25 protein-coding genes and 2 pseudogenes are annotated in these 25,627 nt (G+C 69.2%); 17 read left to right on the top strand and 10 right to left on the bottom strand.

Annotation, left to right across the window (positions count from 1 at the left end):
* Positions 1-621 (bottom strand): annotated as a pseudogene (locus ACY34J_RS26825) (protein kinase family protein); the annotation flags it as partial.
* 138 nt (positions 622-759) lie between these two features.
* Here ACY34J_RS26825 and ACY34J_RS26820 point away from each other — a divergent pair.
* From ACY34J_RS26820 to ACY34J_RS26805, 4 genes and pseudogenes are all read left to right on the top strand, one after another.
* Positions 760-1,155: pseudogene (locus ACY34J_RS26820) on the top strand (IS982 family transposase); the annotation flags it as partial.
* 273 nt (positions 1,156-1,428) lie between these two features.
* Positions 1,429-1,875 (top strand): helix-turn-helix domain-containing protein, encoded by a 447-nt coding sequence (locus tag ACY34J_RS26815; protein WP_462729206.1) that lies wholly within the window; start codon positions 1,429-1,431, stop codon positions 1,873-1,875.
* A 31-nt stretch (positions 1,876-1,906) separates the two neighbouring features.
* Positions 1,907-2,488, top strand: a complete 582-nt coding sequence (locus tag ACY34J_RS26810; RefSeq protein WP_462729205.1) for a hypothetical protein — start codon at positions 1,907-1,909, stop codon at positions 2,486-2,488.
* A gap of 104 nt (positions 2,489-2,592) precedes the next feature.
* Complete coding sequence (locus tag ACY34J_RS26805) at positions 2,593-2,934, top strand: DUF2516 family protein (protein WP_462729210.1); 342 nt, start codon at positions 2,593-2,595, stop codon at positions 2,932-2,934.
* 87 nt (positions 2,935-3,021) lie between these two features.
* Here ACY34J_RS26805 and ACY34J_RS26800 read toward each other — a convergent pair whose 3' ends face one another.
* Positions 3,022-4,284 (bottom strand): PP2C family protein-serine/threonine phosphatase, encoded by a 1,263-nt coding sequence (locus ACY34J_RS26800; RefSeq protein ID WP_462729204.1) that lies wholly within the window; start codon positions 4,282-4,284, stop codon positions 3,022-3,024.
* A gap of 179 nt (positions 4,285-4,463) precedes the next feature.
* Between ACY34J_RS26800 and ACY34J_RS26795 the strand changes: the two genes are divergently transcribed.
* Positions 4,464-4,994: an O-acetyl-ADP-ribose deacetylase gene (locus ACY34J_RS26795; RefSeq protein WP_462729203.1), complete on the top strand. Its 531-nt coding sequence runs from the start codon at positions 4,464-4,466 to the stop codon at positions 4,992-4,994.
* A 34-nt stretch (positions 4,995-5,028) separates the two neighbouring features.
* On the opposite strand, the gene ACY34J_RS26790 is transcribed toward ACY34J_RS26795, so the two are convergent.
* Positions 5,029-6,045, bottom strand: a complete 1,017-nt coding sequence (locus tag ACY34J_RS26790) for a C40 family peptidase (protein ID WP_462729209.1) — start codon at positions 6,043-6,045, stop codon at positions 5,029-5,031.
* A gap of 518 nt (positions 6,046-6,563) precedes the next feature.
* On the opposite strand from ACY34J_RS26790, the gene pstS reads away from it, so the two are divergent.
* The 4 genes from pstS (at position 6,564) to pstB (ending at position 10,693) form a co-directional block, all read left to right on the top strand.
* A complete protein-coding gene (gene pstS, locus ACY34J_RS26785) occupies positions 6,564-7,691 on the top strand; it encodes a phosphate ABC transporter substrate-binding protein PstS (RefSeq protein ID WP_462729202.1) in 1,128 nt (375 codons plus the stop codon).
* A gap of 127 nt (positions 7,692-7,818) precedes the next feature.
* A complete protein-coding gene (gene pstC / locus ACY34J_RS26780; RefSeq protein ID WP_462729208.1) occupies positions 7,819-8,808 on the top strand; it encodes a phosphate ABC transporter permease subunit PstC in 990 nt (329 codons plus the stop codon).
* Between the two features lie 8 nt (positions 8,809-8,816).
* Positions 8,817-9,878, top strand: coding sequence for a phosphate ABC transporter permease PstA (gene pstA / locus ACY34J_RS26775; protein ID WP_462729201.1), 1,062 nt, complete (start codon positions 8,817-8,819; stop codon positions 9,876-9,878).
* 38 nt (positions 9,879-9,916) lie between these two features.
* Positions 9,917-10,693 carry a phosphate ABC transporter ATP-binding protein PstB gene (pstB, locus tag ACY34J_RS26770; RefSeq protein ID WP_462729200.1) on the top strand — a complete coding sequence of 259 codons (777 nt, stop codon included), beginning with the start codon at positions 9,917-9,919 and terminating at the stop codon, positions 10,691-10,693.
* Between the two features lie 336 nt (positions 10,694-11,029).
* On the opposite strand, the gene ACY34J_RS26765 is transcribed toward pstB, so the two are convergent.
* Both ACY34J_RS26765 and ACY34J_RS26760 read right to left on the bottom strand, forming a co-directional pair.
* Entirely contained in the window at positions 11,030-12,028 is a 999-nt protein-coding gene (locus ACY34J_RS26765; RefSeq protein ID WP_462729199.1) for an anion permease, read from the bottom strand.
* Between the two features lie 6 nt (positions 12,029-12,034).
* Positions 12,035-12,655 carry a DUF47 domain-containing protein gene (locus ACY34J_RS26760; RefSeq protein WP_462729198.1) on the bottom strand — a complete coding sequence of 207 codons (621 nt, stop codon included), beginning with the start codon at positions 12,653-12,655 and terminating at the stop codon, positions 12,035-12,037.
* 190 nt (positions 12,656-12,845) lie between these two features.
* On the opposite strand from ACY34J_RS26760, the gene ACY34J_RS26755 reads away from it, so the two are divergent.
* The gene (locus tag ACY34J_RS26755; protein WP_462729197.1) at positions 12,846-13,232 is read left to right on the top strand and encodes a metal-sensitive transcriptional regulator; all 387 of its coding nucleotides are present in this window, start codon (positions 12,846-12,848) and stop codon (positions 13,230-13,232) included.
* Positions 13,233-13,266: 34 nt separating this feature from the next.
* Here the strand turns inward: ACY34J_RS26755 and ACY34J_RS26750 are convergent, their stop codons facing one another.
* Both ACY34J_RS26750 and ACY34J_RS26745 read right to left on the bottom strand, forming a co-directional pair.
* Complete coding sequence (locus tag ACY34J_RS26750; RefSeq protein WP_462729196.1) at positions 13,267-13,467, bottom strand: hypothetical protein; 201 nt, start codon at positions 13,465-13,467, stop codon at positions 13,267-13,269.
* A 175-nt stretch (positions 13,468-13,642) separates the two neighbouring features.
* The gene (locus ACY34J_RS26745) at positions 13,643-14,497 is read right to left on the bottom strand and encodes an SCO4651 family lipoprotein (RefSeq protein ID WP_462729195.1); all 855 of its coding nucleotides are present in this window, start codon (positions 14,495-14,497) and stop codon (positions 13,643-13,645) included.
* A 91-nt stretch (positions 14,498-14,588) separates the two neighbouring features.
* Here ACY34J_RS26745 and ACY34J_RS26740 point away from each other — a divergent pair, with 91 nt between their 5' ends.
* Positions 14,589-14,759: a hypothetical protein gene (locus ACY34J_RS26740; RefSeq protein ID WP_462729194.1), complete on the top strand. Its 171-nt coding sequence runs from the start codon at positions 14,589-14,591 to the stop codon at positions 14,757-14,759.
* Positions 14,760-14,790: 31 nt separating this feature from the next.
* Here ACY34J_RS26740 and ACY34J_RS26735 read toward each other — a convergent pair whose 3' ends face one another.
* Positions 14,791-15,549: a phosphatase PAP2 family protein gene (locus ACY34J_RS26735; protein ID WP_462729193.1), complete on the bottom strand. Its 759-nt coding sequence runs from the start codon at positions 15,547-15,549 to the stop codon at positions 14,791-14,793.
* A gap of 238 nt (positions 15,550-15,787) precedes the next feature.
* Positions 15,788-16,786 carry a C40 family peptidase gene (locus ACY34J_RS26730; RefSeq protein ID WP_462729192.1) on the bottom strand — a complete coding sequence of 333 codons (999 nt, stop codon included), beginning with the start codon at positions 16,784-16,786 and terminating at the stop codon, positions 15,788-15,790.
* Positions 16,787-17,493: 707 nt separating this feature from the next.
* Between ACY34J_RS26730 and ACY34J_RS26725 the strand changes: the two genes are divergently transcribed.
* From ACY34J_RS26725 to ACY34J_RS26700, 6 genes are all read left to right on the top strand, one after another.
* Positions 17,494-17,802, top strand: coding sequence for a hypothetical protein (locus ACY34J_RS26725; RefSeq protein ID WP_462729207.1), 309 nt, complete (start codon positions 17,494-17,496; stop codon positions 17,800-17,802).
* Between the two features lie 244 nt (positions 17,803-18,046).
* Positions 18,047-18,892 (top strand): hypothetical protein, encoded by an 846-nt coding sequence (locus ACY34J_RS26720; RefSeq protein ID WP_462729191.1) that lies wholly within the window; start codon positions 18,047-18,049, stop codon positions 18,890-18,892.
* Positions 18,882-20,216, top strand: a complete 1,335-nt coding sequence (locus ACY34J_RS26715) for a hypothetical protein (RefSeq protein WP_462729190.1) — start codon at positions 18,882-18,884, stop codon at positions 20,214-20,216. Before ACY34J_RS26720 ends, ACY34J_RS26715 begins: the two co-directional genes overlap by 11 nt.
* Entirely contained in the window at positions 20,213-21,763 is a 1,551-nt protein-coding gene (locus ACY34J_RS26710; protein ID WP_462729189.1) for an SCO6880 family protein, read from the top strand. The genes ACY34J_RS26715 and ACY34J_RS26710 overlap by 4 nt, the downstream gene beginning before the upstream one ends.
* A gap of 30 nt (positions 21,764-21,793) precedes the next feature.
* Positions 21,794-23,212 carry an ATP-binding protein gene (locus tag ACY34J_RS26705; protein WP_462729188.1) on the top strand — a complete coding sequence of 473 codons (1,419 nt, stop codon included), beginning with the start codon at positions 21,794-21,796 and terminating at the stop codon, positions 23,210-23,212.
* Between the two features lies 1 nt (position 23,213).
* Positions 23,214-24,824 (top strand): type IV secretory system conjugative DNA transfer family protein, encoded by a 1,611-nt coding sequence (locus tag ACY34J_RS26700; RefSeq protein WP_462729187.1) that lies wholly within the window; start codon positions 23,214-23,216, stop codon positions 24,822-24,824.
* A 40-nt stretch (positions 24,825-24,864) separates the two neighbouring features.
* Here the strand turns inward: ACY34J_RS26700 and ACY34J_RS26695 are convergent, their stop codons facing one another.
* On the bottom strand, positions 24,865-25,410 hold the full coding sequence (locus ACY34J_RS26695; RefSeq protein WP_462729186.1) for a GNAT family N-acetyltransferase: 546 nt from the start codon (positions 25,408-25,410) through the stop codon (positions 24,865-24,867).
* Positions 25,411-25,627 lie beyond the last annotated feature (217 nt).

The following is a 25,627-nucleotide window of genomic DNA, read 5'->3' as shown; positions in this document are numbered from 1 at the left end:
GGCTTCCAGGTTCTTCTCCACCATGGCGCATGCCCGGTCGGCGGCCTCGTCGCCTGCTTCGACCCGAGTGCCCAGCCACTGGTGCAGGTTCTGCGGGATGTACTCCAGGAACAGCGCGACGCTCGCCGAGGACTGCTGGAGGGCCTCGATCCGGCGGCGCACCTGCGGTCCGCCGCCCCAGTAGGCAACAGCCCGTTCGACGTCGGCCAGTTCCTCGGGCAGGGGCGTCGAGTCGGGCAGCACCCTCCAGTGGTACATCAGGGGGAAGCCCTCGTATTCCGCCGTGAGCACCCAGTTCGTCGTCATGGTGTGCACGGCGAGTTCTCTCCAGGCCCCGAAGCCCGGCCCACCGATGGTGCCGATGCCGTACTGGCAGAAGACGGGCAGCTCGAACAGATTCGCCGTGGACCGGACGTGCTCAGGTTGCCTCTCCAGGTCGGTGAGGGGCACTCGCTTCACGAAGACCGGGGTTCCGGCGATCTCCAGCAGGGCCGACTTCCCGCCGATGCCGGATCCGATCGGCATGGCCGTGTCCACGAGCTCGCGCAGGGCGCGATCACTGCACAAGGCCAGGGATGTGGAGACGGCACTATGGGCGGTCAGACGCGCACCGCGCGACATGTCAGGGCACTTCACTGCGGCCTCCACCTGGGTTGCCGACCTCGATTCTGCAATGGCTACGCAGTCCCTCCGAGCGCAACGACGCGTGGCTCTGCGGTTCGGCCTCCGGAGCGGGCAGAGGGCGTCCAAGATCCGTGTGTGACGACAGACCTGAGCACCCTCTCGACCGCACTCTATGTGAAGATCGACGACGAAATTGGAGGAACCCGGCGCCTCGGTAGACCGCCGCTGCTCAGTGACTCCGAACTCGTCTGTCTTGCTGTGGCCCAGGCCTGCTCGGGCACCACTCGGAGGCCCGGTGGCTGCGCTACGCGAACAAGCACCTGACCGACATGTTCCCGGCCCTGCCCCAACGGCCCGGTTACCACAAGCGGTTGAAGGCCGCACTGCCGCTGCTCAAGCGCATGATCCGAGAGCTCGCCATGGACAGTGACTTCTGGACCGACACGGTATGGATCGCCGACTCCACCCCGGGTGCCGTGCGGCATGTCGCGCCCGACCGTCCAGCGTTCGAACATGGCCGGCTGGGCCGGGGCGACGAGTTCGCTGGGGTAGGAGGTTGAAGTTGGGTAGACAGGGCACCGACGTGTCGCGGCCGAACGTCGCGGGCAGTGGCCCGCTGGGGCAGCTTGCTGCGCGGGTCGCCCGGGACTCGTTCACTTCACATCGCAGACCCGGCGGGAAACCGCAGATACACCGGGAACGGACACCTGTCGTGCTCAGGCTCAGCTGCAGTCACATGTGGAGTGAGACACTCCAGCAAGCAGGTGCTTGCAAAAGTTAGCAAGCATGCGGCAGCATCGAGGTATGGCATCACTCCACGTCGGCAATCTCGGCGAGTTCCTGCGGGAGCAGCGGCGCAATGCGCAGTTGTCCCTGCGGCAGCTCGCCGATGCCGCCGGGGTGTCCAATCCGTATCTCAGCCAGATCGAGCGCGGCCTGCGCAAGCCGAGCGCGGAGATCCTTCAGCAGATCGCCAAGGCCCTGCGGATCTCCGCCGAGACGCTGTACGTACAAGCCGGGATCCTCGACGAGCGGGACCGGGTCGGGCTCGAGGTGCAAAGCGCGATCCTCACCGACCCGACCATCAACGAGCGGCAGAAGCAGGTGCTGCTCCAGATCTACGAGTCCTTCCGCAAGGAGAACGGGCTCATACCGGACCAGACCCCCGGCGGCCAGGCCGACGCCCGCGCCGACAAAGCCGACAAACTCGCCGACGACGGCGCCGGCGACACAGCACAGCCCTCGATCTGACCCTTTTCGCTCCTGCAGGAGGACCCTCGTCATGGCTATCACCAACGACCTGCGCAAGACCCTCACCGACCCCACCCCCCTCTACGCCGCTGCCGGCGGTGTGGACCTCGCCGCGGAGAAGCTCAAGGAGGTGCCCGCGCTGGTCCAGAAGATCCGCGCCGAGGCCCCGGAGCGCATCCGGTCCACCGACCCCAAGGCCATCCAGGAGCGCGTCTCCAAGCAGGCCAAGGAGGCCCAGGCCACCGTCCAGACGAAGCTGAACGCCGCGATCAGCTCTCTGGACACCGACCTGAAGAAGCTCCGTGACCAGACGCAGGAGCTCGCCCTGCAGGGTGTCGGCAAGGCCACCGAGTACGCGGTGAAGGCCCGCGAGGCCTATGACGAGCTGGCCGAGCGCGGGCGCGGCGCCGTGAAGACCTGGCGTGGCGAGGCCGCGGACGAGATCGCCGAGATCGCCGTGGCCGTCGAGCCGGAGGCGGAGCGGGAGCAGCGGTCCGGGGCCGAGCCGGCCAAGGCCGAGCCGGCACCGGCCCAGCCCGCGCAGGCGAAGAAGACCACGGCGGCCCGTAAGCCCGCCGCCGCGAAGAAGCCGGCGCCCAAGAGCGCCGGGTGACCCACGGCACGAACGGGCCGGGCACGCTTGGCGCGCCCGGCCCGTTGTACGGGTACGGTGGCGGCGAGGCTTCGGGGCGAGAGAAGGACTAGGCGGTGGACGGCATGTTGGTACAGGGCTTCCACACCCTGCTGAGCTGGGTCTATCTGGCCATTGCACTGCTGGCGGTGTTCGCGTTCATCGACGCCGCGATCCGCCGGGAGGACGCCTACCGCGCCGCTGACAAGCAGAACAAGCCATTCTGGCTGATCGTCCTCGGCCTGACGGTCGTGGTGGACCTGCTGCTCGGCTTCCTGTTCCTCACGATCATCGGCCTGATCGCCACGATCGTCTACATCGTCGACGTCCGGCCCGCGCTCAAGCACGCCTCCGGGGGAGGCCGTGGCGGCCGGCGCCGCGGAAGCAGCTCCGATGGCCCGTACGGCCCGTTCAACGGCTGGCGCTGAGCCGGCAGTCCCCCTGCTGCACCTGCTGCACGGGCAAGGCGCGCATCTGTCAGGCCCCACGCGACGGTGGATCCACCAGGCCGCCGCTCAGCGCTGCCCGCGCTCCAGCAGCAGCACCGCGACGTCGTCCGTCAGCTCGCCGCCGTTGAGCGACCGTACCTCCGCCATCGCCGCGTCCAGCATCTCCTCGCCCCGCAGTCCGGCCGCCAGCTGCCGCCCGACCACGTCGACCATGCCTTCCTGGCCCAGCCGCTGCGTGCCCTGCCCGATCCGGCCCTCGATCAGCCCGTCGGTGTACATCATCAAGCTCCAGGCACCGCCGAGATCCACCTGCCGGCGCGGCCAGCGGGCGCGCGGCAGCAGCCCCAGCGCCGGGCCCCCGTCCTCGTACGGCAGCAGGCGCGGCTCCCGCCCGGCCCGCGCCAGCAGCGGCGCCGGGTGCCCGGCCAGACACAGTCCGGCCCGCCGTCCGTCCGGTGAGATGTCGACCAGGCACAGCGTCGCGAAGATCTCCTCGTCCGCCCGCTCGTTCTCCAACACCCGCTGCAGGGTGCCGAGCAGCTCGTCCCCGCACAGGCCCGCGAAGGTCAGCGCCCGCCAGGCGATCCGCAGCTCGACACCGAGCGCGGCCTCGTCCGGGCCGTGCCCGCATACGTCGCCGATCATCGCGTGGACGGTGCCGTCGGCGGTGCGCACCGTGTCGTAGAAGTCGCCGCCGAGCAGCGCACGGCTGCGGCCGGGCCGGTACCGGGCGGCGAAGCGCAGGTCGGAACCGTCCAGCAGCGGCTTGGGCAGCAGCCCGCGCTCGAGCCGGGCGTTCTCCTGTCCGCGCAGCCGCGACTCGGTGAGCTGGCGCTGCGCCACATCGGCGCGTTTGCGCTCGACGGCGTAGCGGATGGCCCGGTTCAGCAGCCGGCCGTCCAGCTCGTCGCGGAAGAGGTAGTCCTGGGCACCGACGCGGACGGCCGCGGCGCCCCGCTCGGCGTCGGCCTCGGAGGTCAGCGCCAGCACGGCGTGGCGGGGGGCGAGCTGCAGCACGCTGCGCAGCGTGTCCAGCTCGTCCTCCTCGTCCTTCTTCCGCCCGGGCGTGGTGACCGCCAGGTCGAGCAGGATGCAGTGGACGTCGTCGGTGAGCAGCCGCTCCGCCTCGGTGAGGTTGCGGGCGGTACGGATCCGGACCCTCTTGCCCTCGGCGTCCAGCATGTCGGGGACGGTGAAGCTGCCGGCCGGGTCGTTCTCGATCACCAGCAGGGTCAGCCCGGGGCCGTTCCCGGCGTCGGGGGACGGCCCGGCCTGGCGCGGCACTGCCGCGGTCAGGGCTTCCCCTCGATGCGGTACGGGTACGGGCATGGTTGTCAGATCCTTCCCTCCCCCCGAGGGCAGCAGCCCGCCGTTGGTGGTCGGTGATGCGCCGGGCTCAGGTGACCTTAGCGGTACGGAACACCGGAGCGGAATGCCAAATCGGTAATCCGCCAGCGTCATATGCGGCGACTAGCTGGGCTTTTGCCTCGTCGAGAGACAATCGGGGAATGACAAATATCACGCTGATCATGGGCGACATCACCGAGGAATCAGTCGACGCCATCGTGAATGCCGCGAATTCCTCCCTGCTCGGCGGAGGGGGTGTGGACGGCGCAATTCACCGCCGCGGCGGCCCGGAAATCCTCGAGGAGTGCCGGGCGCTGCGTGCCTCCCGCTACGGTCGCGGCCTGCCGCCCGGCCAGGCGGTGGCGACGACCGCCGGACGGCTTCCCGCCCGCTGGGTCATCCACACCGTGGGGCCTGTGTGGTCGGACACGGAGGACCGCTCGGACCAGCTCGCCTCGTGCTACCGCGAGTCGCTTCGGGTCGCCGACGACCTGGGCGCCCGTACGGTCGCCTTCCCGGCCATCTCCACCGGCGTCTACCGCTGGCCGCTCGCCGACGCCGCCCGGATCGCGCTCTCCACCGTCCGCGAGGCCCGTACCGAGGTCACCGATGTCCGCTTCGTTCTGTTCGGTCCGGATGCCTACCACATCTTCGACGAGACGCTGCGGATGCTGGAGGAGGACGAGAGCTGACGAGAGCTGAGGTGTCAGCGGCACCGGAACCGGGTCACCTGTCAGGGCGTACGACTCCCAGGATCCGCATCGAGCCCGCGCCCGTGATGGTGATCTGCCGGCCCGGCCGGGGCGCGTGCACGATGGCGCCGTCGCCGATGTACATCCCGACATGGCTCGCGTCGTGGAAGTAGATGATCAAGTCCCCCGGCCGCATGTCCCTGATGCCGACCCTGGGCAGCCGCCTCCACTGCTCCTGCGAGGTTCGCGGGATGGTCCGGCCCGCGGCGGCCCAGGCCTGTGACGTCAGCCCCGAGCAGTCATACGTCCTCGGGCCCTCGGCGCCCCACTCGTAGTCCTTGCCGATCTGCGCCGTCGCGTACTCGACCGCCTGCTTGCCCTGGGCGGACGCCTTGCCGTCGATCTCGTCGAGGATGCCGGAGTTCAGCCACTTGGTCTGCGCCCTGAACGCCGCCTCGTCCTCCAGCTCGCGCAGCCGCGCACGCTCCGCTTTCTCGAGCTTGGCTTCGACCTTCTTCGCCGCGGCGAGCTTGTCCTCGATCTCCTTCTTGGCGTCGGCCTTCCGCTGCCGGTTCTCATCGAGCTTGCGCCACTGCTCACTGGCGGACTTCGCATACGCGTCGAGGTCACGCTGCGTGCGGGCCAGGGCCGCCATCAGCCCCTTGGTGGCCTGCTGCCCCTTGCGGGCGACTTCGACGTCCTTGAAGAAGGTCTCGGGGTCGCTGCGCAGCAGCAGCTGCGCCTCCTCGGGCAGGGCGCCCCTGCGGTACTGGGCCCGGGCCAGCGCCCCCGCCTGGTTCTTCAGCCTCTCCATGCGCTCCTGGGCCGCGACGATCTCCCTGGCGATCCGCACGATCTCCCGCGACTGCTTCTCCGACGCGGCCCGCGCCCCGTTGTACGCGTCCGTGGCCGCCTCCGCCTTGCGGTAGAGGCTGTCGATCTCCTTACGGACCTTCTCCAGGCGCTTGTCCGACGTCTTCGGTTCCGGCCCCGGCTCCGGCCTGCCCGCTGCCGCGTACGCCGCACCCGGCGACGCGACCAGCGCCCCCATCGCGCACACCAGGGCGGTCGCGGTCACGACCACCCCCCGCGGCACTCGACGATGCTCCCCCTGCCGCCTCAACCGGCCCACCTCCCGATCGGCTCCCGGCCCATCGCTGGTCTGTTGTCTGGTCTGTTTTCGGCCGACTTTCCGGCCAGACTACTGACGAGTCCTCCTCCTGAGGCGGATGGTGCCACGCCCGCGTGTAATCCAACAGAGACAGTCCGCGACCGGTCGGCGCGCCGTAGCGTCAGTCGGGCGTGAGACTGGATGAGCGCGGCGCTGTGCGCCGTACGACAACCCGCCGTACAGCCCTCGACACCCTTCGATCACACGGCGTGGCCCACCCATCGGAAGACGCCGCACCGATGGGCGAGGTTCACCTCTCGTTCACTTGGGCCCGTCGAGTGATTCACCTGATCTGCCTAATTTCAGCCCTACCGGTGAGCGCGATGCCGCCGGGTGGATGCCACAGATCCTTTGCTTCGCCGCTCCCCCGGCGGGCTCCAGGAAGGAAACACTCGAAGGTGAAGCTTCAGCGTAAGAACGGACGCGGTCTTCGCGCCCTGGCCGTCGGCGCGGTCGCAGTCTCCGGCGCACTGGTTCTCACCGCCTGCGGTTCGGACAACAACACGAAGAACGGTGGTGCGAGCACCAAGGCCGCCAGCAACATCAAGTGCGGCAAGGGCGCGCAGCTGCTGGCGTCCGGCTCCTCCGCTCAGAAGAACGCCGTGGACGCCTGGGTCAACACCTACACGGCGGCCTGCAAGGACACCCAGATCAACTACAAGGACATCGGCTCCGGCGGCGGCATCCAGGAGTTCCTGCAGGGCAGCACCGCCTTCGCCGGCTCCGACTCCGCGCTGAAGCCGGAAGAGGTCGCCCAGTCCAAGAAGGTCTGCAAGGGCGGCCAGGGCATCAACCTGCCCATGGTCGGCGGCCCGATCGCCGTCGGCTACAACGTCTCCGGCGTGGACAACCTGGTCCTCGACGCCCCGACGATCGCCAAGATCTTCGACTCGAAGATCAAGAAGTGGAACGACCCGGCGATCAAGAAGCTGAACCCGGGCGCCAAGCTGCCGGCCACCGACATCCAGGCCTTCCACCGCTCGGACGAGTCCGGTACCACCCAGAACCTGGGCAAGTACCTGGCCGCCTCCGCCAACAAGGACTGGAAGTACGAGCCCGAGAAGGCCTGGCCGGCCAAGGGCGGCCAGTCCGCGCAGGGCTCCTCCGGCGTTGCCTCCCAGGTCAAGCAGACCGACGGTGCGATCGGCTACTTCGAGCTGTCCTACGCCACCTCGCAGAACATCAACACCGTCAAGGTCGACACCGGTGCCTCCCAGCCGGTCGAGGCCACCGCTGAGAACGCCTCCAAGGCCATCGCGGCTGCCAAGGTGAAGGGCACGGGCAAGGACCTGGCCCTGGACCTCGACTACAAGACCAAGGTCGACGGCGCCTACCCGATCATCCTGGTCACCTACGAGATCGCCTGCGACAAGGGCAACAAGCCCGCGACGCTCGACGCCGTGAAGTCCTTCCTCACCTACACCGCGAGCGAGGACGGCCAGAAGATCCTGACCGAGAAGGGCTACGCCCCGCTGCCCACCGAGATCGCCACCAAGGTCCGCGACGTCATCCCGACCCTCGCCTGACCTTCAGCCTTCGGCCCCGCCCTCGGATCCACCGGGGCGGGGCCGTTCGGCCGAGGTCACCACCCATCCGGTGCACCGCCGCCAGGGGCCCGTCACAAGGACGGCAGACCCCCATCAGACCGGAGCAATCATGGATACAACTCCCACTGCGACCGCCCCACCGCCCCCATCCCAGACCACGAGGGGCAGGACCATCCGCCCCGGAGACCGCATCTTCTCCGGGTTTTCGCGCGGATCCGGCATTCTGCTGCTGGTGATCATGGCGGCCATCGCGGTCTTCCTCACCTACCGCGCCTATCTGGCGATCTCGAAGGACCACGCCAACTTCTTCACGGCCTTCGAGTGGAACCCGGCGGGGAGCCCGCCGGAGTTCGGCATCGCGATCCTTGCCTACGGCACGGTCGTCAGCTCGATCATCGCCATGGTCATCGCGGTTCCCATCGCGATCGGCATCGCGCTGTTCATCTCCCACTACGCTCCGCGCAAGCTGGCCGCCCCGCTGGCGTACGTCATCGACCTGCTCGCCGCGGTGCCCAGCATCATCTACGGCCTGTGGGGCGCACTCGTCCTCGTGCCCTACCTCGCCGGCCTGAACAGCTGGCTGGATGAGTACCTGGGCTGGACGTATATCTTCGACAAGTCGAACACCGGGCCCGCGCGCTCGCTGTTCACCGTCGGCATCCTGCTGGCCGTGATGATCCTGCCGGTCATCACCAACGTCACCCGCGAGGTCTTCCTCCAGGTGCCGAAGATGCACGAGGAGGCCGCCCTGGCCCTCGGCGCCACGCGCTGGGAGGTCATCCGGATGGCCGTGCTGCCCTTCGGCCGCTCCGGCATCATCAGCGCCTCGATGCTCGGCCTCGGGCGCGCGCTCGGCGAGACGATGGCCGTCGCCACCGTGCTCTCCCCGAGCTTTCTCTTCTCCGGCCACCTGCTCGACGTCGGCGGTGGCACCTTCGCGCAGAACATCGCCGCGAAGTTCAACGAGGCGAACGACTACGGTCGCGACGCGCTGATCGCCTCCGGTCTGGTGCTCTTCATCATCACCCTGCTGGTGAACGGCGCCGCCCGTCTGATCATCGCCCGCCGCAAGGAGTACTCGGGGGCCGCCGCATGAGCACTGTCATGGACAAGCGTTCCGCCATGGACGCACCGAGCCCGGCCACCCTGGCGTCCGCGCGCCTGCCCCGCTGGGCGCCGATGGGCATCGCCATCGTCTCGGTCGCGGCCGGCTCCGGCATCGGTATCGCCGCCGCTCTGCAGAGCCACATCCAGTGGGGCCTGATCTCCGCGCTGCTGTTCGTGCTGCTCACCTTCGCGATCGCCGGCAAGGTCGAGGGCAGCCGCCAGGCGAAGGACCGGGTGGCCACCAGCCTGGTGTGGGTGTGCTTCATCGTCGCGATCGTGCCGCTGGTCTCGCTCTGCTGGACGACGATCGTCCGTGGCGTGAAGGTGCTGAACGGCGACTTCCTGAGCCACTCCATGGCCGGCCTGCTCAACACCGACGTGGGCGGCGGCGTCTACCACGCCATCATCGGCACCCTGGAGCAGGTCGGGATCGCGACGCTGATCGCCGCGCCGATCGGCCTGCTCACCGCGATCTACCTGGTCGAGTACGGCAGCGGCAAGCTGGCCAAGGCCGTCACGTTCTTCGTGGACGTCATGACCGGTATCCCCTCGATCGTCGCGGGTCTGTTCATCCTGTCGACCTGGGTGCTGACCTTCCAGATGGGCTTCTCCGGCTTCGCCGGGGCCCTGTCGCTGGCGATCCTGATGATGCCCGTCGTCGTCCGCTCCACGGAGGAGATGCTCAAACTCGTCCCGAACGAGCTGCGCGAGGCCTCCCTCGCACTGGGCGTGCCGAAGTGGCGCACCATCCTTAAGGTGGTTCTGCCCACCGCGATCGGCGGTATCACCACCGGTGTGATGCTCGCGGTCGCCCGTATCACCGGCGAGACGGCCCCCGTCATGCTGCTGGTGTTCGGCAACGCGTTCATCAACAACGATCCGTTCCACGGGGCCCAGTCCTCGCTGCCGCTGTTCGTGTTCGAGCAGTACCGGATCGGCACGGAGGCCTCCTACGACCGGGCGTGGGCGGCTGCCCTCGTTCTGATCGCCTTCGTCATGCTCCTCAACCTGGTGGCCCGCGGCATCGCCCGCTGGAAGGCCCCGAAGACCGGCCGCTGAGCGTCGGCCACGCGAGACTTGGAAGAGAAGTGATTCACATGGCCAAGCGCATAGACGTCAGCGGCCTGACCGCGTACTACGGCAACCACAAGGCCATCGAGGACATCTCGATGACCGTCGAGCCGCGCTCCGTTACGGCCTTCATCGGCCCGTCCGGCTGCGGCAAGTCCACCTTCCTGCGCACCCTGAACCGGATGCACGAGGTCACCCCCGGTGGCCGCGTCGAGGGCAAGGTGATGCTGGACGACGAGAATCTGTACGGCCAGGGCGTGGACCCGGTGGCCGTGCGCCGCACGGTCGGCATGGTCTTCCAGCGCCCGAACCCGTTCCCGACGATGTCCATCTACGACAACGTCGCGGCGGGCCTTCGGCTCAACGGCTCGTACAAGAAGCGCGAGCTGGACGACATCGTCGAGAAGTCCCTCAAGGGCGCCAACCTCTGGACCGAGGTCAAGGACCGTCTGAACAAGCCCGGCGCCGGCCTCTCCGGTGGTCAGCAGCAGCGGCTGTGCATCGCCCGCGCGATAGCGGTGGAGCCGCAGGTCCTGCTGATGGACGAGCCGTGCTCGGCGCTGGACCCGATCTCGACCCTGGCGATCGAGGACCTGATCGGCGAGCTGAAGGAGCGCTTCACGATCGTCATCGTGACGCACAACATGCAGCAGGCCGCTCGTGTCTCGGACCGTACGGCGTTCTTCAACCTGGCGGGCGTGGGCCAGCCGGGCAAGCTGATCGAGATCGACGAGACCGAGCGGATCTTCTCCAACCCGTCGGTGCAGGCGACGGAGGACTACATCTCCGGCCGCTTCGGCTGACCGACGCCACTCCCCTCGCGAGCCGAAGGGCGCGCCGGTATCGAAAGCGACGAGACCAAGCGAGGAACGAGCGCAGTGTCGAGGAGCGTCGATGCCGGGTCCGAGCGCCCGGAGGCGAGCGAGGAGCAGACGTCCTGCGGTGCTGCATGGCGGTGCCACCGCAAGACGAAAGGGCCCGCCCCTGGCTCCCAGGGGCGGGCCCATCCGCGTGTGTGGAGTCTTCTCGTATACGGCGCCCTGCCTGCGACGGCCGCGTACGGCCGTCAGCCGAAGGCGGGACAAGGGGATGGCCCACGGACCGCCGGCAGGAACCCCGATCGGGGCGGGTCTGCCGGATCAGCCGAAGGCCAGGTAGACAATCCAGTAAGCCAGGGCGGCGACACCCGCCGCGGCCGGCATCGTGATGAACCAGCCGGCGACAATGTTCTTGGCGACACGCCACCGCACCGCGTTGACCCGCTTCGTCGCGCCAACGCCCATGATCGCCGAGGTGATGACGTGTGTCGTGGAGATCGGCGCGTGGAACATGAAGGATGCGGTGTACATGACGGAAGCGGCCGTCGTCTCGGCCGCGAAGCCCTGCGGCGGGTCCAGCTCGATGATCCGGCGCCCCAGCGTGCGCATGATCCGCCAGCCGCCCGCGTACGTACCCAGGGAGAGCATCACCGCACAGGCGAGCTTGACCCAGACCGGGATGCCGTCTCCCAGCCGCTGGACATCGGCGATGACCAGCGCCATCACCACAACACCCATCGTCTTCTGGGCGTCCTGCAGACCGTGACCGAGCGCCATGCCCGCTGCGGAGACCGTCTGGGCTATGCGGAAGCCGCGCTTGGTCCTGTGCGGCCCTGACCTGCGGAAAAGCCACATGATGGCGGTCATCACCAGATAGCCGGCCACCAGGCCGACTATCGGTGACAGGAACATCGGGATGACGATCTTCTCGACCACCCCGCTCCAGATGACCTCCGTGCCGCCGGCGAGTGCCGCGCCCACCATGCCACCGAACAGCGCGTGCGACGAGGACGACGGCAGGCCGAAGTACCAGGTGATCATGTTCCAGACGATCGCGCCGAAGAGCGCCGCGAACAAGATCCCCATCCCGGCCCGGCCATGAGGTGTCTCGATCAGGCCTTCACTGACCGTCTTGGCGACTCCGCTGCCCAGAAAGGCACCCGCGAGGTTCATCACCGCGGCCATGGCGAGCGCCGCCCGCGGGGTCAGCGCCCGGGTCGAGACGGAGGTCGCGATGGCGTTCGCGGAGTCGTGGAAGCCGTTGGTGTACGTGAAGAAGAGCGCGACCGCGATGGTCACAACAAGCGCGAAGATCTCCACCGGTGGTCAGGACTCCTTGACCGCGATGGTCTCGACGGTGTTGGCCACGTGCTCGAAGGCGTCGGCCGCCTCCTCCAGTACATCCACGATCTGCTTGAGCTTGAGCACCTCGATCGCGTCGTACTTTCCGTTGAAGAGGTGCGCGAGGAGCTTGCGGTGGATCTGGTCCGCCTGGTTCTCCAGACGGTTGACCTCGATCCAGTATTCGGTGAGGTTTGTCATCGTCCGCAGATTCGGCATGGCCTCGGCTGTCAGCTCGGCCGCCCGCGCCAGAACCTCGATCTGCTGCTCGACGCCCTTGGGAAGCTCCTCGACCTGGTACAGCACGACCAGGTCGACCGCCTCCTCCATGAAGTCCATGATGTCGTCGAGCGACGAGGCGAGGGAGTAGATGTCCTCACGGTCGAACGGCGTGATAAAGGAGGAGTTCAGCTGGTGGAAGATCGCATGCGTCGCATCATCCCCCGCGTGCTCCGCCGCACGCATGCGGTCGGCGATCTCGGCCCGGGCGGAGGAGTCCGCCCCGAGCAGTTCCATCAGGAGTTTCGAGCCTGTGACGATGTTGTCCGCGGAGGCGGCGAACATGTCGTAGAAGCTCGTCTCCCTGGGGGTCAGACGAAAGCGCACGTGGGATCCTCGGGTGCATCGTTTCGGACAGGCTGATGCTAGGCGCATCATCCGGCCACGGCTAACCGGCGTTCTTCAGTGTCGCCCATCGGACAGAGTGCTCAGCAGCGGCCCCCAGATCCCGGGCAAGATTGGGTACGATATACCCACTAGGGGTATATCCAACCCTTGTGGACAACGGGAGGACCCCATGACGACCGCCGAGGCCGACACGACCGCGAACACCGCCGGCACCTCCCACGGCACGGCGGCGGCAGCAGCGCCCGACACCGCCGGCGCCGCCCCGGCCCCCGGGCAGCACGGCTACAGCAAGCAAAAGGACCAGCACCTCAAGCGGCTGCGCCGCATCGAGGGGCAGATCCGCGGCCTGCAGCGGATGGTGGATGAGGACGTCTACTGCATCGACATACTCACCCAGGTCTCGGCCAGCACAAAGGCGCTGCAGTCCTTCGCCCTCCAGCTGCTCGAGGAGCACCTGCGCCACTGCGTCGCCGATGCGGCGATCAAGGGCGGTGAGGAGAGCGACGCCAAGGTCGCCGAGGCGACGGCCGCGATCGCCCGCCTCCTTCGCACCTGACCGAAATTCGATCCTCCGCCGGGCCGCCGCTGCGCTAGCCGCCCGCTGACGGCGGAGCGGGCCGGCGTCGGGAACGGTCCGCCGCCACGTTCAGCACCTCGTCGATACGGTCCGAGCTGAGCCGTTCCTCGTCCGCGGTCGACGCCGCGATCATCAACTCACCGCACAGCTCGATCTCGGCGAGGGCCACGTGGTCCTGGACGGTCGAACCACAGGGGACAGCCACGTGCGTCACCTCTTCCTTACGACCGCTGTCTGCTGCCCTGTCGTAGGTGTCGTCAGCACCACACGGCACCTGCAACCCAGCGTAGGGGCCTGTACGCAAGGCACGCATGGCACGGACGGACCATTTCCACAGGCCCGATCGGCCCCCCGAACGCCAGCCCCCACGGCAGCCCCCAAGCCCCGTCCTACGCACCCGGAACCGCGACCTTGCCCGCGTAGATATCGCCCTTTTCCGGCAATTCAACCTTCACCGGAACACCGAACCCGTACAGCTCGGTGGTTGAGACGACCTCCTGCCCGGCGCGGCCGCTGCCGCCGGTGAAGGTGAAGCGGTGCCGTACTTTCCGCAGCCGTCCCTGATCGTCCACATATGCGTCGAACGGCACGATCTCGTGTGAGAATCCTCTCGCCGCCGCCTCAAGCGTCCCGCGCGACTGCGGCGATGCGGCCTTGGCGGCACGCCTGATGTCCGCGGTCCCGCGGTAGTGCCGGACGACGGCCCCGTCCATCGCCGCCTTGCTCTCGCCGACATAGGTGACCTGCCGCGCCCCGCGCAGCAGTTCCGCCGCTGCCAGCGGGTCCGTCGCGCCGCCGGTCACCAGATTTCCGTCGGCCAGCTCGGTGGTGTCCACCCGTACCCATTTGTCGGCGGGGACGCCTGCGCCGCGGTCCTTCATGTAGAGCGCGCCAGGCGCGAGGAGTTCGGTGACCGGGCGGTGTGCCACCGCGCCCGCCGCGTCCCGGGGCAGGACGACGCGCAGCTGCCCGAGCCGATGGCCGTAGTCGTACGCGCCGGTGCCACGGATGGTGACCCGGGTGCCGCCGGTGGCCGTCTCCATGAACGTACGGGCCTTGGAACTGCCGGACCCGACGAGGACATCGGCGGCGCGGCGCAGCACCGCAAGGCTCTCGGCCGCCGGTGGGCCGGCATCGGCGGCCGCCCCCATTCCGGCACAGCCCGTCGCCATCAGCCCCAGTGTGAAGATGCCCACGGCGGCGGCGACAGCCGCGCCCCGTCCTCCGTGCCGCCGCACCACCATCGTCCGCGCACCCCCAGAGAAGCCCGGTCTCGAACTCGCTCCGCTTAACGACCGTCCCTGGGCGGCCGTCACGGCCGGTACCGTGGTTGACGTGCTTCAGCAGACCCCCGAGGACCCGTCCCAGCGCGGTGAGGAGCACCGGACAAGCACGGTCGAGAGGGGCTCCTTCTGCCTGGCGCGCTGCTCCTGTGGCTGGGCCGGCCCCGCCCGCCGGGCCCGCGCCCTGGCCCGCGCCGACGCGCAGTCCCACGCGGCGGGGTAGCGAATATCCGGGGGGGCCGCCCCGCTGCGTCTCAGGCGGCGAGGTTGGTGCCGCCGGCCGCCCGCGCCGCGGTCTCGGCGGTGCGGGGGCAGTCCGCCGCCCCGGCGGTCTCCTGGTCACCCGTACCCGACAAGCCACTCTCCGCCCCGGGCCCGGACTGGCCTCCCTGCGGCTCCGGCCCCCGCCGAACCAGCCACCCCGCCGGGGAGTCGGCAACAGCCCGCGTCACCGGTGTGAGCAGCGCCATGGCAGGCGGCGCCAACAGCAGAGTCACCGCCGTACCGAGCGCGAAGCCGCCCGCCACGTCCGTGGGGTAGTGCACCCCCATGTACACCCGGCAGAAGCCCTCAAGAGCAGCCAGCGCGATCCCCACGAGCCCGAACTTCCGGTTGGCGATGAAGATTCCGACGCCGATGGCCATCGCCATCGTCGAATGATCGCTGACGAAGGAGAAGTCACCCTTCCCGGAAACCAGCACCTCGAGCCCTCGGTGCTCGACGAACGGCCTCGGCCGCTCAACGAACCCACGGATCGGGATGTTGACCAGGAGTGCGATTCCGGCGGCGAGCGGCGCCCAGATCAGTCCCGCGACGGCGGTCGGCGCATCCTCCCGCCTTCTGACGGCCCACCAGCACCAGACCAGCAGCGCCGTCATCGCCGCCAAGATCCCGTACTCCCCGACCCACTCCATCACGCGGTCGAACCAGTGCGGAGCGTCGGCGGCGAGCCCGTTGATGTCGTAAAGCAGGGAAACGTCCAGGTTTGTCCCGGTCGATTGGACTCCAGCCATATGACGTGGCCCCTTGTCTCTTGCCCTGCTCGTGCGTGGTCGGCGCTGCCCCGTGGTCAAGAGGTGCTGCATTCCCGTCCAGGGAACGACACCGCCCTGGGCGTACGTTCCGGCCTCTACCGAACGATCACCAGGACGTTATCGAAGGGTGATCGATCACCGCAGCTCCCGACGGCCCCTCACGGGGAGTTCCGGCCAGGTCACACCTCAGCCGACTCCCGGACGGCGGCGCCAGACCTTATGCGGCGTCAGCGCTGGGCAGCGCCTTGGCCCCGTCCTCGGTGACCCGGGTGGCGCCGAAGTAGTCCGGCGTATCGATCTTGTCGAAGCGGATCACCGCACCCGTGTAGGGCGCGTTGATCATGTAGCCGCCGCCCACGTAGATGCCCACGTGCCGGATCGCCCGCGAGTCGCTGAGGTCGTCCGAGAAGAAGACCAGATCGCCCGGCATCAGCTCGTCCCGCGCCGGGTGCGGACCGGCGTTGTACTGGTCGTTCGCGACGCGCGGCAGTTGGATGCCGACCGAGGCGTACGCCGCCTGCGTCAGCCCTGAGCAGTCGAACCGACCGCCCTGCTCCGGCGTCCCGTTGCCGCCCCAGAGATAGGGCGTGCCGAGCTTCTGCTGCGCGTAGTAGATCGCCCCGGCCGCCTGCCGCGAGGCGGGCACCCTGCCGGTCGGCGCCTCAAAGCTCTTGGCGAGCGTCGTGATCGTCTTCACGTAGTTCTGCGTCTCGCGGTACGGCGGCACCCCGCCGTACTTGATGACCGCGTACGCGCCGGCGTTGTAGGCGGCCAGCATGTTCTCCGTCGCGTCGCCAGGAGCGCTCTTCACATACTTGGCCAACGAGCAGTCATACGAGGCGGCTGACGGAATCGCATCCTCCGGGTCCCACACATCCCGCTTGCCATCGCCGTTCCCGTCCAGCCCATGCGTGGCCCAGGTCCCGGGGATGAACTGCGCGATGCCCTGCGCGGCCGCTCCGCTCTGCGCGTTCGGGTTCCAGCCGCTCTCCTGGTAGAGCTGCGCGGCGAGCAACGCCGGGCTTATGGCCGGGCAGAGGGTGCCCCACTTCTGTACGAGCATCCGGTACGCCGCCGGCACCGCGCCCTTGGCAAGGCCCACCCCTCTGCCGCCAAGGAGGTTGGAGGCGGCGGTGTACGTACCGATGACGAGCAGCGCGAGGAGGCACATCGCCAGCCCGACCCCGATGCTGACGCTCAGCCAGACTTTGCGCATGCCTCTACCTTCCCCCATCCCCGTGGCGGCCCGGCCTCTTTCGGACGGTACAGGGGATCGCATCACCAGCGACAGCAGGCAACTGGGCCCGTTGTCCCAGCCCATCTCGCCGCCGTGCTTTTCCTTGCCTTGCCGCTGCCGTTCCCCGTGGCCGTCCTCCGGAGCGGCGGTCGTCGTGGCAGTGCTCTGCTCCGTAGGGCACGGCCGTTGCACTGGCCGCCTCGAAGGGCGGGCGGCCACCAGCAGCTGGTACAGGACGCAGCCGAGCGAGAACACGTCGGAGCCGGGGCCCGTGGGCTGCCCCAGGGCGCGTTCGGGCGCGAGGTAGAGGCTCGTCAGCCGACCGCCATGAAGCATGAAGGTGGCCCAGGGCCTGAACCTGGTCGTGAGCCCGTGCGCGGGTGCGACACCGCGGCAGGCTGGAACCAGATCCAGCCCACCCTGCAGACCGAGGCGGACACCGACTAGGTCCGCACGGCCGCCGCTCGTTGCCCATCGTCACGCTCCGTGATACACAGAGTGACAATACGTTCCCCTGCCGACACCGCTGGGGCCCGGTCAAGGACCCCAGCGGAGACCCGCACGGGATCCGCCAAAATTTGCCGCCAAGTCGACATGAGATGGCGGCATCGTCAGCGAAGATAGAAGCTGACCTCTGTCGTGCGGCAGAGGCGCACAACTACGTAGTAGGGGCGGTGAGTTACACAATGTTCCTGGCAGCCGAAAAGGGCGACATCAACACCATCATCGGCGGCATCGCCCCCGACTGGGGGCCGTTCGGGAGCCTGGGCAACGAGGCCCGAGTGATGGTCGAAGTGGTGATGGCCGTGGCCATCCTGCTCTGTCTGGGCATCGCAGTCTGGGGTGCGGCGAAGCAGCGGATCGGGGCCACGGCACTGCGCGACACGTTCAGCGCGGAGCAGGGCAAGGGCCTCATCGTCGCGGGGCTGACCGGCGTCTTCATCATCGGCTCCCTCGGCACACTGTTCACGATCGTGTACGGCATGGCCGTATAGCGACGCATCCGTCAACCGCCCGTCCGCCCGTCCGCCCGTCCGCCCGGCCATGGCGCTCGCCCCTGCGGCCCCTCGACAGGGGCGGCGCGCGTCCCGGCCCTCTCACACCTGTCCGCGCCCACCGGCTGAGGTTGCGTCCCTTGATGTCCAGTCACCACACCGCGCCCACACGGCAAGCAGCACGGCTACCGTCGTATAAGGACGGGAACGCATCTGCGGCGGCATTCGAGGGGGCGCGCACGGCATGAGTCTCGGCGACGACGGTTACGGCACGGACTACGCCGACGACGGCCCGCGGGGCGGGCGTCAGACGCGTACGCGGCTTCCGGAGCCCGCGAGCGGTGATGCGTACGGGCGGCGGGCCGCGGTGCGGCCGACCACGGGCATGGTCACGGTCGTGGGTGTGGTGGTGCTGCTGATCGCCGCCATCGCGTTTGCGAACCGTGGCGGGGGCGGGGACGCCTCCGGTGACGGCTCGTCCGGCGGCAAGGGCGCGGCGGCGCGGCCGACGGCCCCGACGGGCGAACGGCCCGTCTCCGGGGCGAGCGACGGGATCGCGACCGGGTTCCCCAAGACGGAGCAGGGCGCGCAGAGCGCCGCGGCGAATTACGCGGTGGCGCTGGGTGGCGACGGGATGTTCAACGCAGACCGACGCCACCAGATCATCGACACCATCTACACCGCTGAGGCGGCAGCCAAGCTGAAGGGTCCTCAGGACCAGGCCTACTCGGCAAGCTTCCTCGACAAGCTCGGCCTTGACGCGAACGGCAATCCGCCTAAAGGCATGACTTTCATCTCACGGACCATCCCCGTGGGCACCAAGGCCGTCTCCTTCGAGGGCGACAGCGCCAAGGTCTCGGTCTGGTACACCGGGCTCATCGGTATGGCTGGCACGGGATCGACCGACCCGGTTCGCACCGACTGGAAGACCTGGACGTTCGACCTCAAGTGGACCGGCGACGACTGGAAGGTCGTCAGTGATGCGCAGAAGAACGGTCCTGCCCCGGTTCCGGGCGACGTGGCCGCGTCCACTGCGGATGAGATCAGCAAGGCGGTAGAAGACTTCGGAGGCTTCACCTATGCCCGATAGCCGAGCCCGTCGTGCCGTCTCACGCCTCACAGCCGTGGCAGGCCTGCAGGTCTTGTTGATCATGCTGGCTTCCCGCGCCGTAGCCGCGCCGACGCCTACGCCGACTCCGTCGGGGGGCGGGAACGATGCCTGCGACCTGATCGTCGGCAGAGCCAGGGACTACTGCGAGCGTGGCGACGGCGCCCGCAGCGGCTCCAGCGGACGGTCGCTCGTCGACGACAACCCCCTCGACCCCCTCTCCTCCCTCGCCCGCGGCTGCGCCGACGCCGCCGCCTGGATCGTCCGCAAGCTCTCCAAGGCCGTCAACGCGACGACCAACGTCGACTTCACCAACACCGCCTTCCTCCGCCAGTACGCCGTCGTCTTCGCCGCGTCCACCATCCTCACCCTCCTCCTCTGGCTGCTCGCCGTCGCCAAGCGCGCCATCCGAGGCGTCCCCCTCTCCGAGGCGCTGACCGAAGCCGTCGGCTTCCTCTGGCTGACCGTCCTGGCCTCCGCCTTCACCCCGCTGGTCCTCTACACGGTCGTCTCCGCGACCGACGGTGTCACCGACGTCATCGCGGCCGGCACGTCCTCCGGCGCCAACACCGACGCGTTCTTCGGCTCGTTCGCCGAGGCGCTGAAGAAGGGCCACGACATCGGCGGCGGGCCGATCATGCTCATCGTCGTGTCACTCGTCTCGGTCCTCGCCGCCGGTGTGCTGTGGCTGGAGCTGGTCATCCGGGCGGCCCTGCTGTACGTCGGCGCCCTGCTCGGCACCGCCGTCTACGCCGGCCTGGTGGACAAGAACATGTGGGGCCACGTACGCCGCTGGGCCGGAATCATGATCGCCGTCATCCTGGTCAAGCCGGTCGTCGTCATCGTCCTCGGCCTCGCCGGCGCGCTGAGCGCGTCGAAGGACGGCCCGAACGCCTTCTCCGCCGTCGTCTCCGGCCTCGCGATCATCCTGCTCGCCATCTTCGCCAGCGCGATGATCTACCGCTTCGTCCCCGGCTTCGGCGACGAGATCGTCAGCGCCCGCAACAGCCGCAAGGCCGCCACCGACGGCAGCCAGGCCGCCGCCGTCATCTCCACCCCGGCCGCCCTCGTCTCCCAGGGCATCAAGACCCACAGCAGCCGCCGCTCCGGCCCCGGAGGCGGCGGGGACGACGGCTCGTCCCGGTCGTCGGCGCCCCAGACCGCCGGCACCATCTCCGGCGGTGTGGCGGCCCACAGCTCCCGCGGCGGATCCTCCGGCAGCGGCGGCGCCGCCCCCGCTCCCCGCACCCAGAACCGCCCCAGCAACACGAGCAGCAGCAATACCCCTGGAGGTGAGCGGCGTTGACGAGCCCGTCCCATCCGATCGCGCCCCGCCGTACGTATCTCATCGGCCGCGCCCGGCCGAACGCGATCATCGGCCGGAACCGCGAGACCGGCGAGATCGCGCTGATCATCGTGGGTGCGTTCCTCGGCATGATGTGCGGGCTGCTCGTCCCGGCTCTCCCGCTCCGTATCGCCACGCTCGCCGGATTTCCGCTGCTGGCGCTCGCCGCCGTGTACGTGCCGTACAAGCACCGCACCTTCTACAAGTGGTTTGAAATCAACCGTTCCTACAAGCGCACGCTCCGCAAGGGCGCCACGTACCGCTCCGGCGTCATGGAGGCGGGCGTACGGTTCGACGGCCGCGAGGTCGAGGTCGGCCCGCCGCCCGGCATCGGGCGGCTCAGCTGGCTCGCCGCACCGTTCGGCCCCGACGAGATCGCCGTCCTCCTGCACACCGACCGCCGCACCGTCACCGCCGCGATCGAGATCGAGGGCCCGGGCGTGGGCCTGCGTGACAGCGAGGACCAGGAGGCGCTGGTCGACCGGTTCGGCACGCTGCTCAAGCATGTGGCCAACGGCGACGGCTATGTGACGCGGCTGCAGATGCTGGCCCGTACGCTGCCCGCCGACCCCGACGCGCACGCCAAGGACGTGGCGCAGCGCGGCGACTCCAAGGCTCCGGGGTGGCTGCAGGACAGTTACGACCAGCTGCAGTCGATGGTGTCCACGTCCTCGGAGCAGCACCGTGCGTACCTGGTCGCCTGCATGCACTACTCGCGCGAGCTGGCGGCGGAGGCGCACGCGATCGCCCGCGCGACCCGCCAGGGCCGGGGCGGGCGCCTGGACAATGATGCGGGCCTGGCGGTGGTCATGGCGCGCGAGCTGACCGACATCTGCGCGCGACTGGCCGAAGCCGACATCCGGGTCCGGCAGCCGCTGGGCCAGGCCCGGCTGTCCTCGCTCATCCACTCCATGTACGACCCCGACCACCCCATCGACCACATCCAGGCGATGTCGAAGCGCAACGCCTGGCCGGCCGAGCTGGACGCGACCGAGCCGACCTACCTGCAGGCCAAGACGCGGGAGTCGGCGACGCGCGCGCCGTGGTGCCATGCGACGGCGTGGGTGAAGGAGTGGCCGATGACACCGGTCGGCGTCAACTTCCTCGCCCCGCTGCTGGTGCACACCCCCGATGTGATCCGTACGGTCGCGGTCTGCATGGACCTGGAGCCGACCGAGGTCGCCATCGAGCGGATGCTGACGGAGAAGACGAACGACGAGGCCGAGGCCTCCCGGGCCGCCAAGATGAACCGGACCGTCGACCCGCGCGACATCGCCGCGCACGGCCGGCTGGACCAGCGCGGCGAGGACCTGGCGAGCGGGGCTGCGGGGGTGAACCTGGTCGGGTACATCACCGTCTCCTCGCGCACCCCGGAGGCTCTGGCGCGCGACAAGCGCACGATCCGCGCCTCGGCGGGCAAGTCGTACCTCAAGCTGGAATGGTGCGACCGCGAACACCACCGGGCCTTTGTGAATACCCTGCCGTTCGCGACCGGCATCCGACGCTAGAGACGACGATAGGGCGACAGGAGTCCCGCCGTGCTCGATCCGCTGACCGCGATCACCGAGGCGTTCACCAGCTTCCTGTTCGGGAAAGTCGAGACGACCAGACTGCCGGTCCGTACGTCCACGGGCCAGGCACAGGCCATCTACCTGCCCACGGCCGCACCCGGGCTCGGCGACTCCGGCGTGATCATCGGTCGCGAGGTGTACTCGGGCAAGGGGTACATCTACGACCCCTTCCAGCTGTACGGGCAGCAGCTGCCCGCCCCGCACTGGCTCGTCCTCGGGGAGTCCGGCAACGGCAAGTCGGCGCTGGAGAAGACCTACGTCCTGCGGCAGCTGCGGTTCCGGGACCGGCAGGTGGTGGTGCTGGACGCACAGGGCGAGGACGGGGTGGGCGAGTGGAACCTCATCGCCCAGGAGCTGGGGATAACGCCCATCCGGCTCGACCCGATGGCCGCCCTGGACGGCGGAATCCGGCTCAATCCGCTCGACCCGGCGATCACGACGACGGGTCAGCTCGCCCTGCTCCGTACGATCATCGAGGTCGCACTGGGGCACGGCCTGGACGAGCGCTCCGGCTTCGCGCTGAAGGTCGCGCACGCGTACGTCAACGAGACCATCACGGACCGGCAGCCAGTGCTGACCGACATCGTCGAGCAGCTGCGGCACCCGGAGCCCGATTCGGCCCTGGCGATGAACGTCGACATAGACGACGTACGGGCCTGGGGCCTGGATGTGGCGCTGGTCCTGGACCGGCTGGTCGACGGTGACCTGCGGGGCATGTTCGACGGGCCGACGACTGTGGGGATCGATCTCGACGCTCCCCTGATCGTCTTCGACCTGTCCCACATCGACCGGAACTCCATTGCGATGCCGATCCTGATGGCGATCGTCGGCGTCTGGCTGGAGCACACCTGGATCCGGCCCGACCGGAAAAAGCGGATCTTCCTGGTCGAGGAGGCCTGGCACATCATCAACTCGCCGTTCGTGGCCCAGCTCTTCCAGCGGCTGCTGAAGTTCGGCCGCCGGCTGGGCCTGTCCTTCGTGGCCGTCGTCCACCACCTCTCGGACGTGGTGGACGGGGCCGCGGCGAAGGAGGCGGCCGCGATCCTGAAGATGGCGTCAACACGGACGATCTACGCCCAGAAAGCGGACGAGGCCCGGGCGACGGGGAAGGTGCTGGGCCTGCCCCGATGGGCGGTGGAGATCATCCCGACTCTGACACCGGGCATCGCGGTCTGGGACGTCAACGGCAATGTTCAGGTCGTCAAACACCTGGTCACCGAGGCCGAACGGCCCCTTGTCTACACCGACCGGGCGATGACGGAGTCCTCGTCGCCGCTGGACGAGGAGGCTCTCGCTCTGGAGCAAGCGGCCGAAGCGGAGGCGGAGGAGCGCGCGGCGCAGGCGATGGCGCACCATATGGCGGCGGACGAGTCGACGGTGGCGTGAGATGGGCCCCGATACGAGATACCCCGGATCTCCGGCGTCGGGCATCTCCGGACCCTCGGGCCCCTCGGGCACGACACGGGAGCGCGGCATCCCCGACGGCCTGCTCGTCGGCGGCCTGGCCTTTCTGCTCGGGCTGACGCTGCTGGTGTGGCTGGCGGCCGGGCTGGCGGGGCTCTTCGCGAACGGTGCATGGCCGGAGGGCGTCGAGTTCACGCGTACGCCGCTGGCGATGCGTCATCTGGTGGCTCAGCCGCACGACCTGGCCGCCGCATGGCCGCACACACCGGCCAAGCAGCTGCCGGGCTACGGGCTGTTCTGGGGCGTCTTCATCAGCGAGCTGATGGTGCTGTTCGTGCTGACGGTCTTCGCGATCGGGGCCATCGCCCGGTGGCGCGTGGTCCGGGCGACGCGTACCGCCCAGCGCGGGAAGGCGGGCCCCGCGGCTGCGGCTCGTACCGCCGCGGCGGGGCACGCCGCTGCTGCCGCGGAGGCGGCGCCCATCGCTGGTGCCACCCATAGCCCGGAGCCGATCGAGGCCACGGCCCCCAGAGGGCCGGAGGCTCAGGAGGTACGGGCCCCTGCAGCGCCGACCCCGGGAGACGCCGGTGCTACGACGGCCGACGCGGCCGCGGCCGGCGAGATGACCTCGCTCCAGCCGCTGGTGCCCCCGCAGCGGGCCCGCGCGGGACTGCACTTCACCGGGGCGCACGGCGAGTCCCGTCGCGCGCTGGCCCTACGAGCCATCGCCGAGGCGGAAGGGCCGCTGGTCGTCACCACCTCCGACCCCGAACTCTGGGCCGGCACCAAGGACGCTCGGGCCAAGCTGGGCCCGCTGCACGTGTACGACCCCAGCCATCTGCTCGACACCCCGGCCCGCCTCCGCTGGTCGCCCACCGACGGCTGCGAGGCCCGAGACGTCGCGGCCGCCCGCGCGGTGGCGCTCCTTGCGCCCGTACGTCCCGCGCACGCCCTCGACTCGGCCATGGCAGAGGTCGCGGAGACGCTGCTCCGCTGCTGGCTGCACGCCGCCGCCGTCGACGGCCGCCCGTTCCGGCAGGTGCACCGCTGGGCGCAGGGCAACGCCGCGCACGAGCCCGTACGGATCCTGCGGACGCACCACAACGCGGCCGCCGGTTCCGCCGGCGAGCTGGAGGCTGCCCTTACCGCGCACCCCGACCGCCGCGAGATCGCCCAGGCGCTGACCGCCCACGCCCTGTCCGCGCTCTCCTCGATCCACATCCGGGACGCCTGCAACCCGGGCCGCGCCGATTACCTCGCTCTGGAGTCATTCATCTCCGATGGGGGAACGCTTTACGTGGTGGGTGAAGCGATCGAGGACCCGCGCACCCACCCGGGCGCCATGCCCCTGCTCACCGCAGTCGTCGCAAGCGTGGTCGAGCGCGGCCGCCGCATGGCCGAACGGTCATCCGCCGGTCGGCTCGACCCACCACTCGCCCTCGTCCTCGACGACGTCGCGGCCGTGGCACCGTTCCCCCAGCTCCCGGAGCTGCTGTCCGACGGCGAGGCGCTGGGACTCCCGACGCTCGCGCTGCTCCGCTCGGAGGAACAGGCGCGCGCCCGCTGGCCGCACCACCGGAGCCTCACCGGCTGAGGCTTGTCCGAGGGCCCGCAGCTGATCCGCACGCGCCGGCTTACGGACGCGGCAGCGCCATCTCGTACTCCGTCTTCTCCGGAGCCGTCGGGAAGTCCATCGTCTCCCCAGTGCCGATGAAGCCCATACGGCGGTAGAAGGCCTGCGCGCGGGGATTGTCCTCGTGCACCCACAGCCGAATGCGCTCGGCCTTGGTGTGCTCCCAAGTCCAGTCGATGGCAGCCCGGAACAGCTGCTCGGCGACGCCTGTGCCGCGGTGGTCGGGGCGTACGTACACGCTCACGACATGGATCTGCGGGGGATCTGCTTCCTCCTTGTAGGAACGGGCGGTGGCGCGGGTCTCGTCGAGCAGGGCCAGCATGGCGACCCAGGTGCCGTCGGAGTCGGACGCGATCAGGTTGGTGGCGAGTCCGCCCTCGGCGATGGGCGTGGCCCGGGCACGCCAGAAGTCGTCGTGCTGCGCGACGCTGTTCTCATACGTGTCGACGAACGCGACGTTGGCGACGGGGTCACGCAGCGCGGCGAGCCGTAGCTCCTTCAGCTTCGGCCAGTCCTCAACGCTGACCGTCCGGATGTCGTATGCCATCTCCTGATGCTCGCACCAAGCCATGGCCCTCGCGCAACGCGTTTAAGAACCCCTGGTGTCCACGCAGGCGGCCCTGACGGCCGAACCTGGTCGCCGCCCGTACAACGCAAGAAAGCCCTGCCGGGAACCGAAGTTCCCAACAGGGCTTTCCATAGAATTTGTTCGGCGGCGTCCTACTCTCCCACAGGGTCCCCCCTGCAGTACCATCGGCGCTGAA

The organism is Streptomyces sp. HSS9-12, assembly GCF_054963655.1.
The sequence above is the reverse complement of the archived record's forward strand: the minus strand, read 5'-3'. Positions and strand labels throughout refer to the sequence as shown.

Bases quoted from the DNA above. Each gene is read 5' to 3' on its own strand.
- pstB (WP_462729200.1), top strand. From the start codon at position 9,917: ATGGCCAAGCGCATAGACGTCAGCGGCCTGACCGCGTACTACGGCAAC.
- ACY34J_RS26805 (WP_462729210.1), top strand. From the start codon at position 2,593: ATGTTGGTACAGGGCTTCCACACCCTGCTGAGCTGGGTCTATCTGGCC.
- ACY34J_RS26695 (WP_462729186.1), bottom strand. From the start codon at position 25,410: ATGGCATACGACATCCGGACGGTCAGCGTTGAGGACTGGCCGAAGCTG.
- ACY34J_RS26715 (WP_462729190.1), top strand. From the start codon at position 18,882: ATGCCCGATAGCCGAGCCCGTCGTGCCGTCTCACGCCTCACAGCCGTG.
- ACY34J_RS26745 (WP_462729195.1), bottom strand. From the start codon at position 14,497: ATGGTGGTGCGGCGGCACGGAGGACGGGGCGCGGCTGTCGCCGCCGCC.
- ACY34J_RS26725 (WP_462729207.1), top strand. From the start codon at position 17,494: ATGTTCCTGGCAGCCGAAAAGGGCGACATCAACACCATCATCGGCGGC.
- ACY34J_RS26795 (WP_462729203.1), top strand. From the start codon at position 4,464: ATGACAAATATCACGCTGATCATGGGCGACATCACCGAGGAATCAGTC.
- ACY34J_RS26700 (WP_462729187.1), top strand. From the start codon at position 23,214: ATGGGCCCCGATACGAGATACCCCGGATCTCCGGCGTCGGGCATCTCC.
- ACY34J_RS26800 (WP_462729204.1), bottom strand. From the start codon at position 4,284: ATGCCCGTACCCGTACCGCATCGAGGGGAAGCCCTGACCGCGGCAGTG.
- pstA (WP_462729201.1), top strand. From the start codon at position 8,817: ATGGACAAGCGTTCCGCCATGGACGCACCGAGCCCGGCCACCCTGGCG.
- ACY34J_RS26810 (WP_462729205.1), top strand. From the start codon at position 1,907: ATGGCTATCACCAACGACCTGCGCAAGACCCTCACCGACCCCACCCCC.
- ACY34J_RS26790 (WP_462729209.1), bottom strand. From the start codon at position 6,045: ATGGGGGCGCTGGTCGCGTCGCCGGGTGCGGCGTACGCGGCAGCGGGC.
- ACY34J_RS26730 (WP_462729192.1), bottom strand. From the start codon at position 16,786: ATGCGCAAAGTCTGGCTGAGCGTCAGCATCGGGGTCGGGCTGGCGATG.
- ACY34J_RS26815 (WP_462729206.1), top strand. From the start codon at position 1,429: ATGGCATCACTCCACGTCGGCAATCTCGGCGAGTTCCTGCGGGAGCAG.
- ACY34J_RS26720 (WP_462729191.1), top strand. From the start codon at position 18,047: ATGAGTCTCGGCGACGACGGTTACGGCACGGACTACGCCGACGACGGC.
- ACY34J_RS26755 (WP_462729197.1), top strand. From the start codon at position 12,846: ATGACGACCGCCGAGGCCGACACGACCGCGAACACCGCCGGCACCTCC.
- ACY34J_RS26735 (WP_462729193.1), bottom strand. From the start codon at position 15,549: ATGGCTGGAGTCCAATCGACCGGGACAAACCTGGACGTTTCCCTGCTT.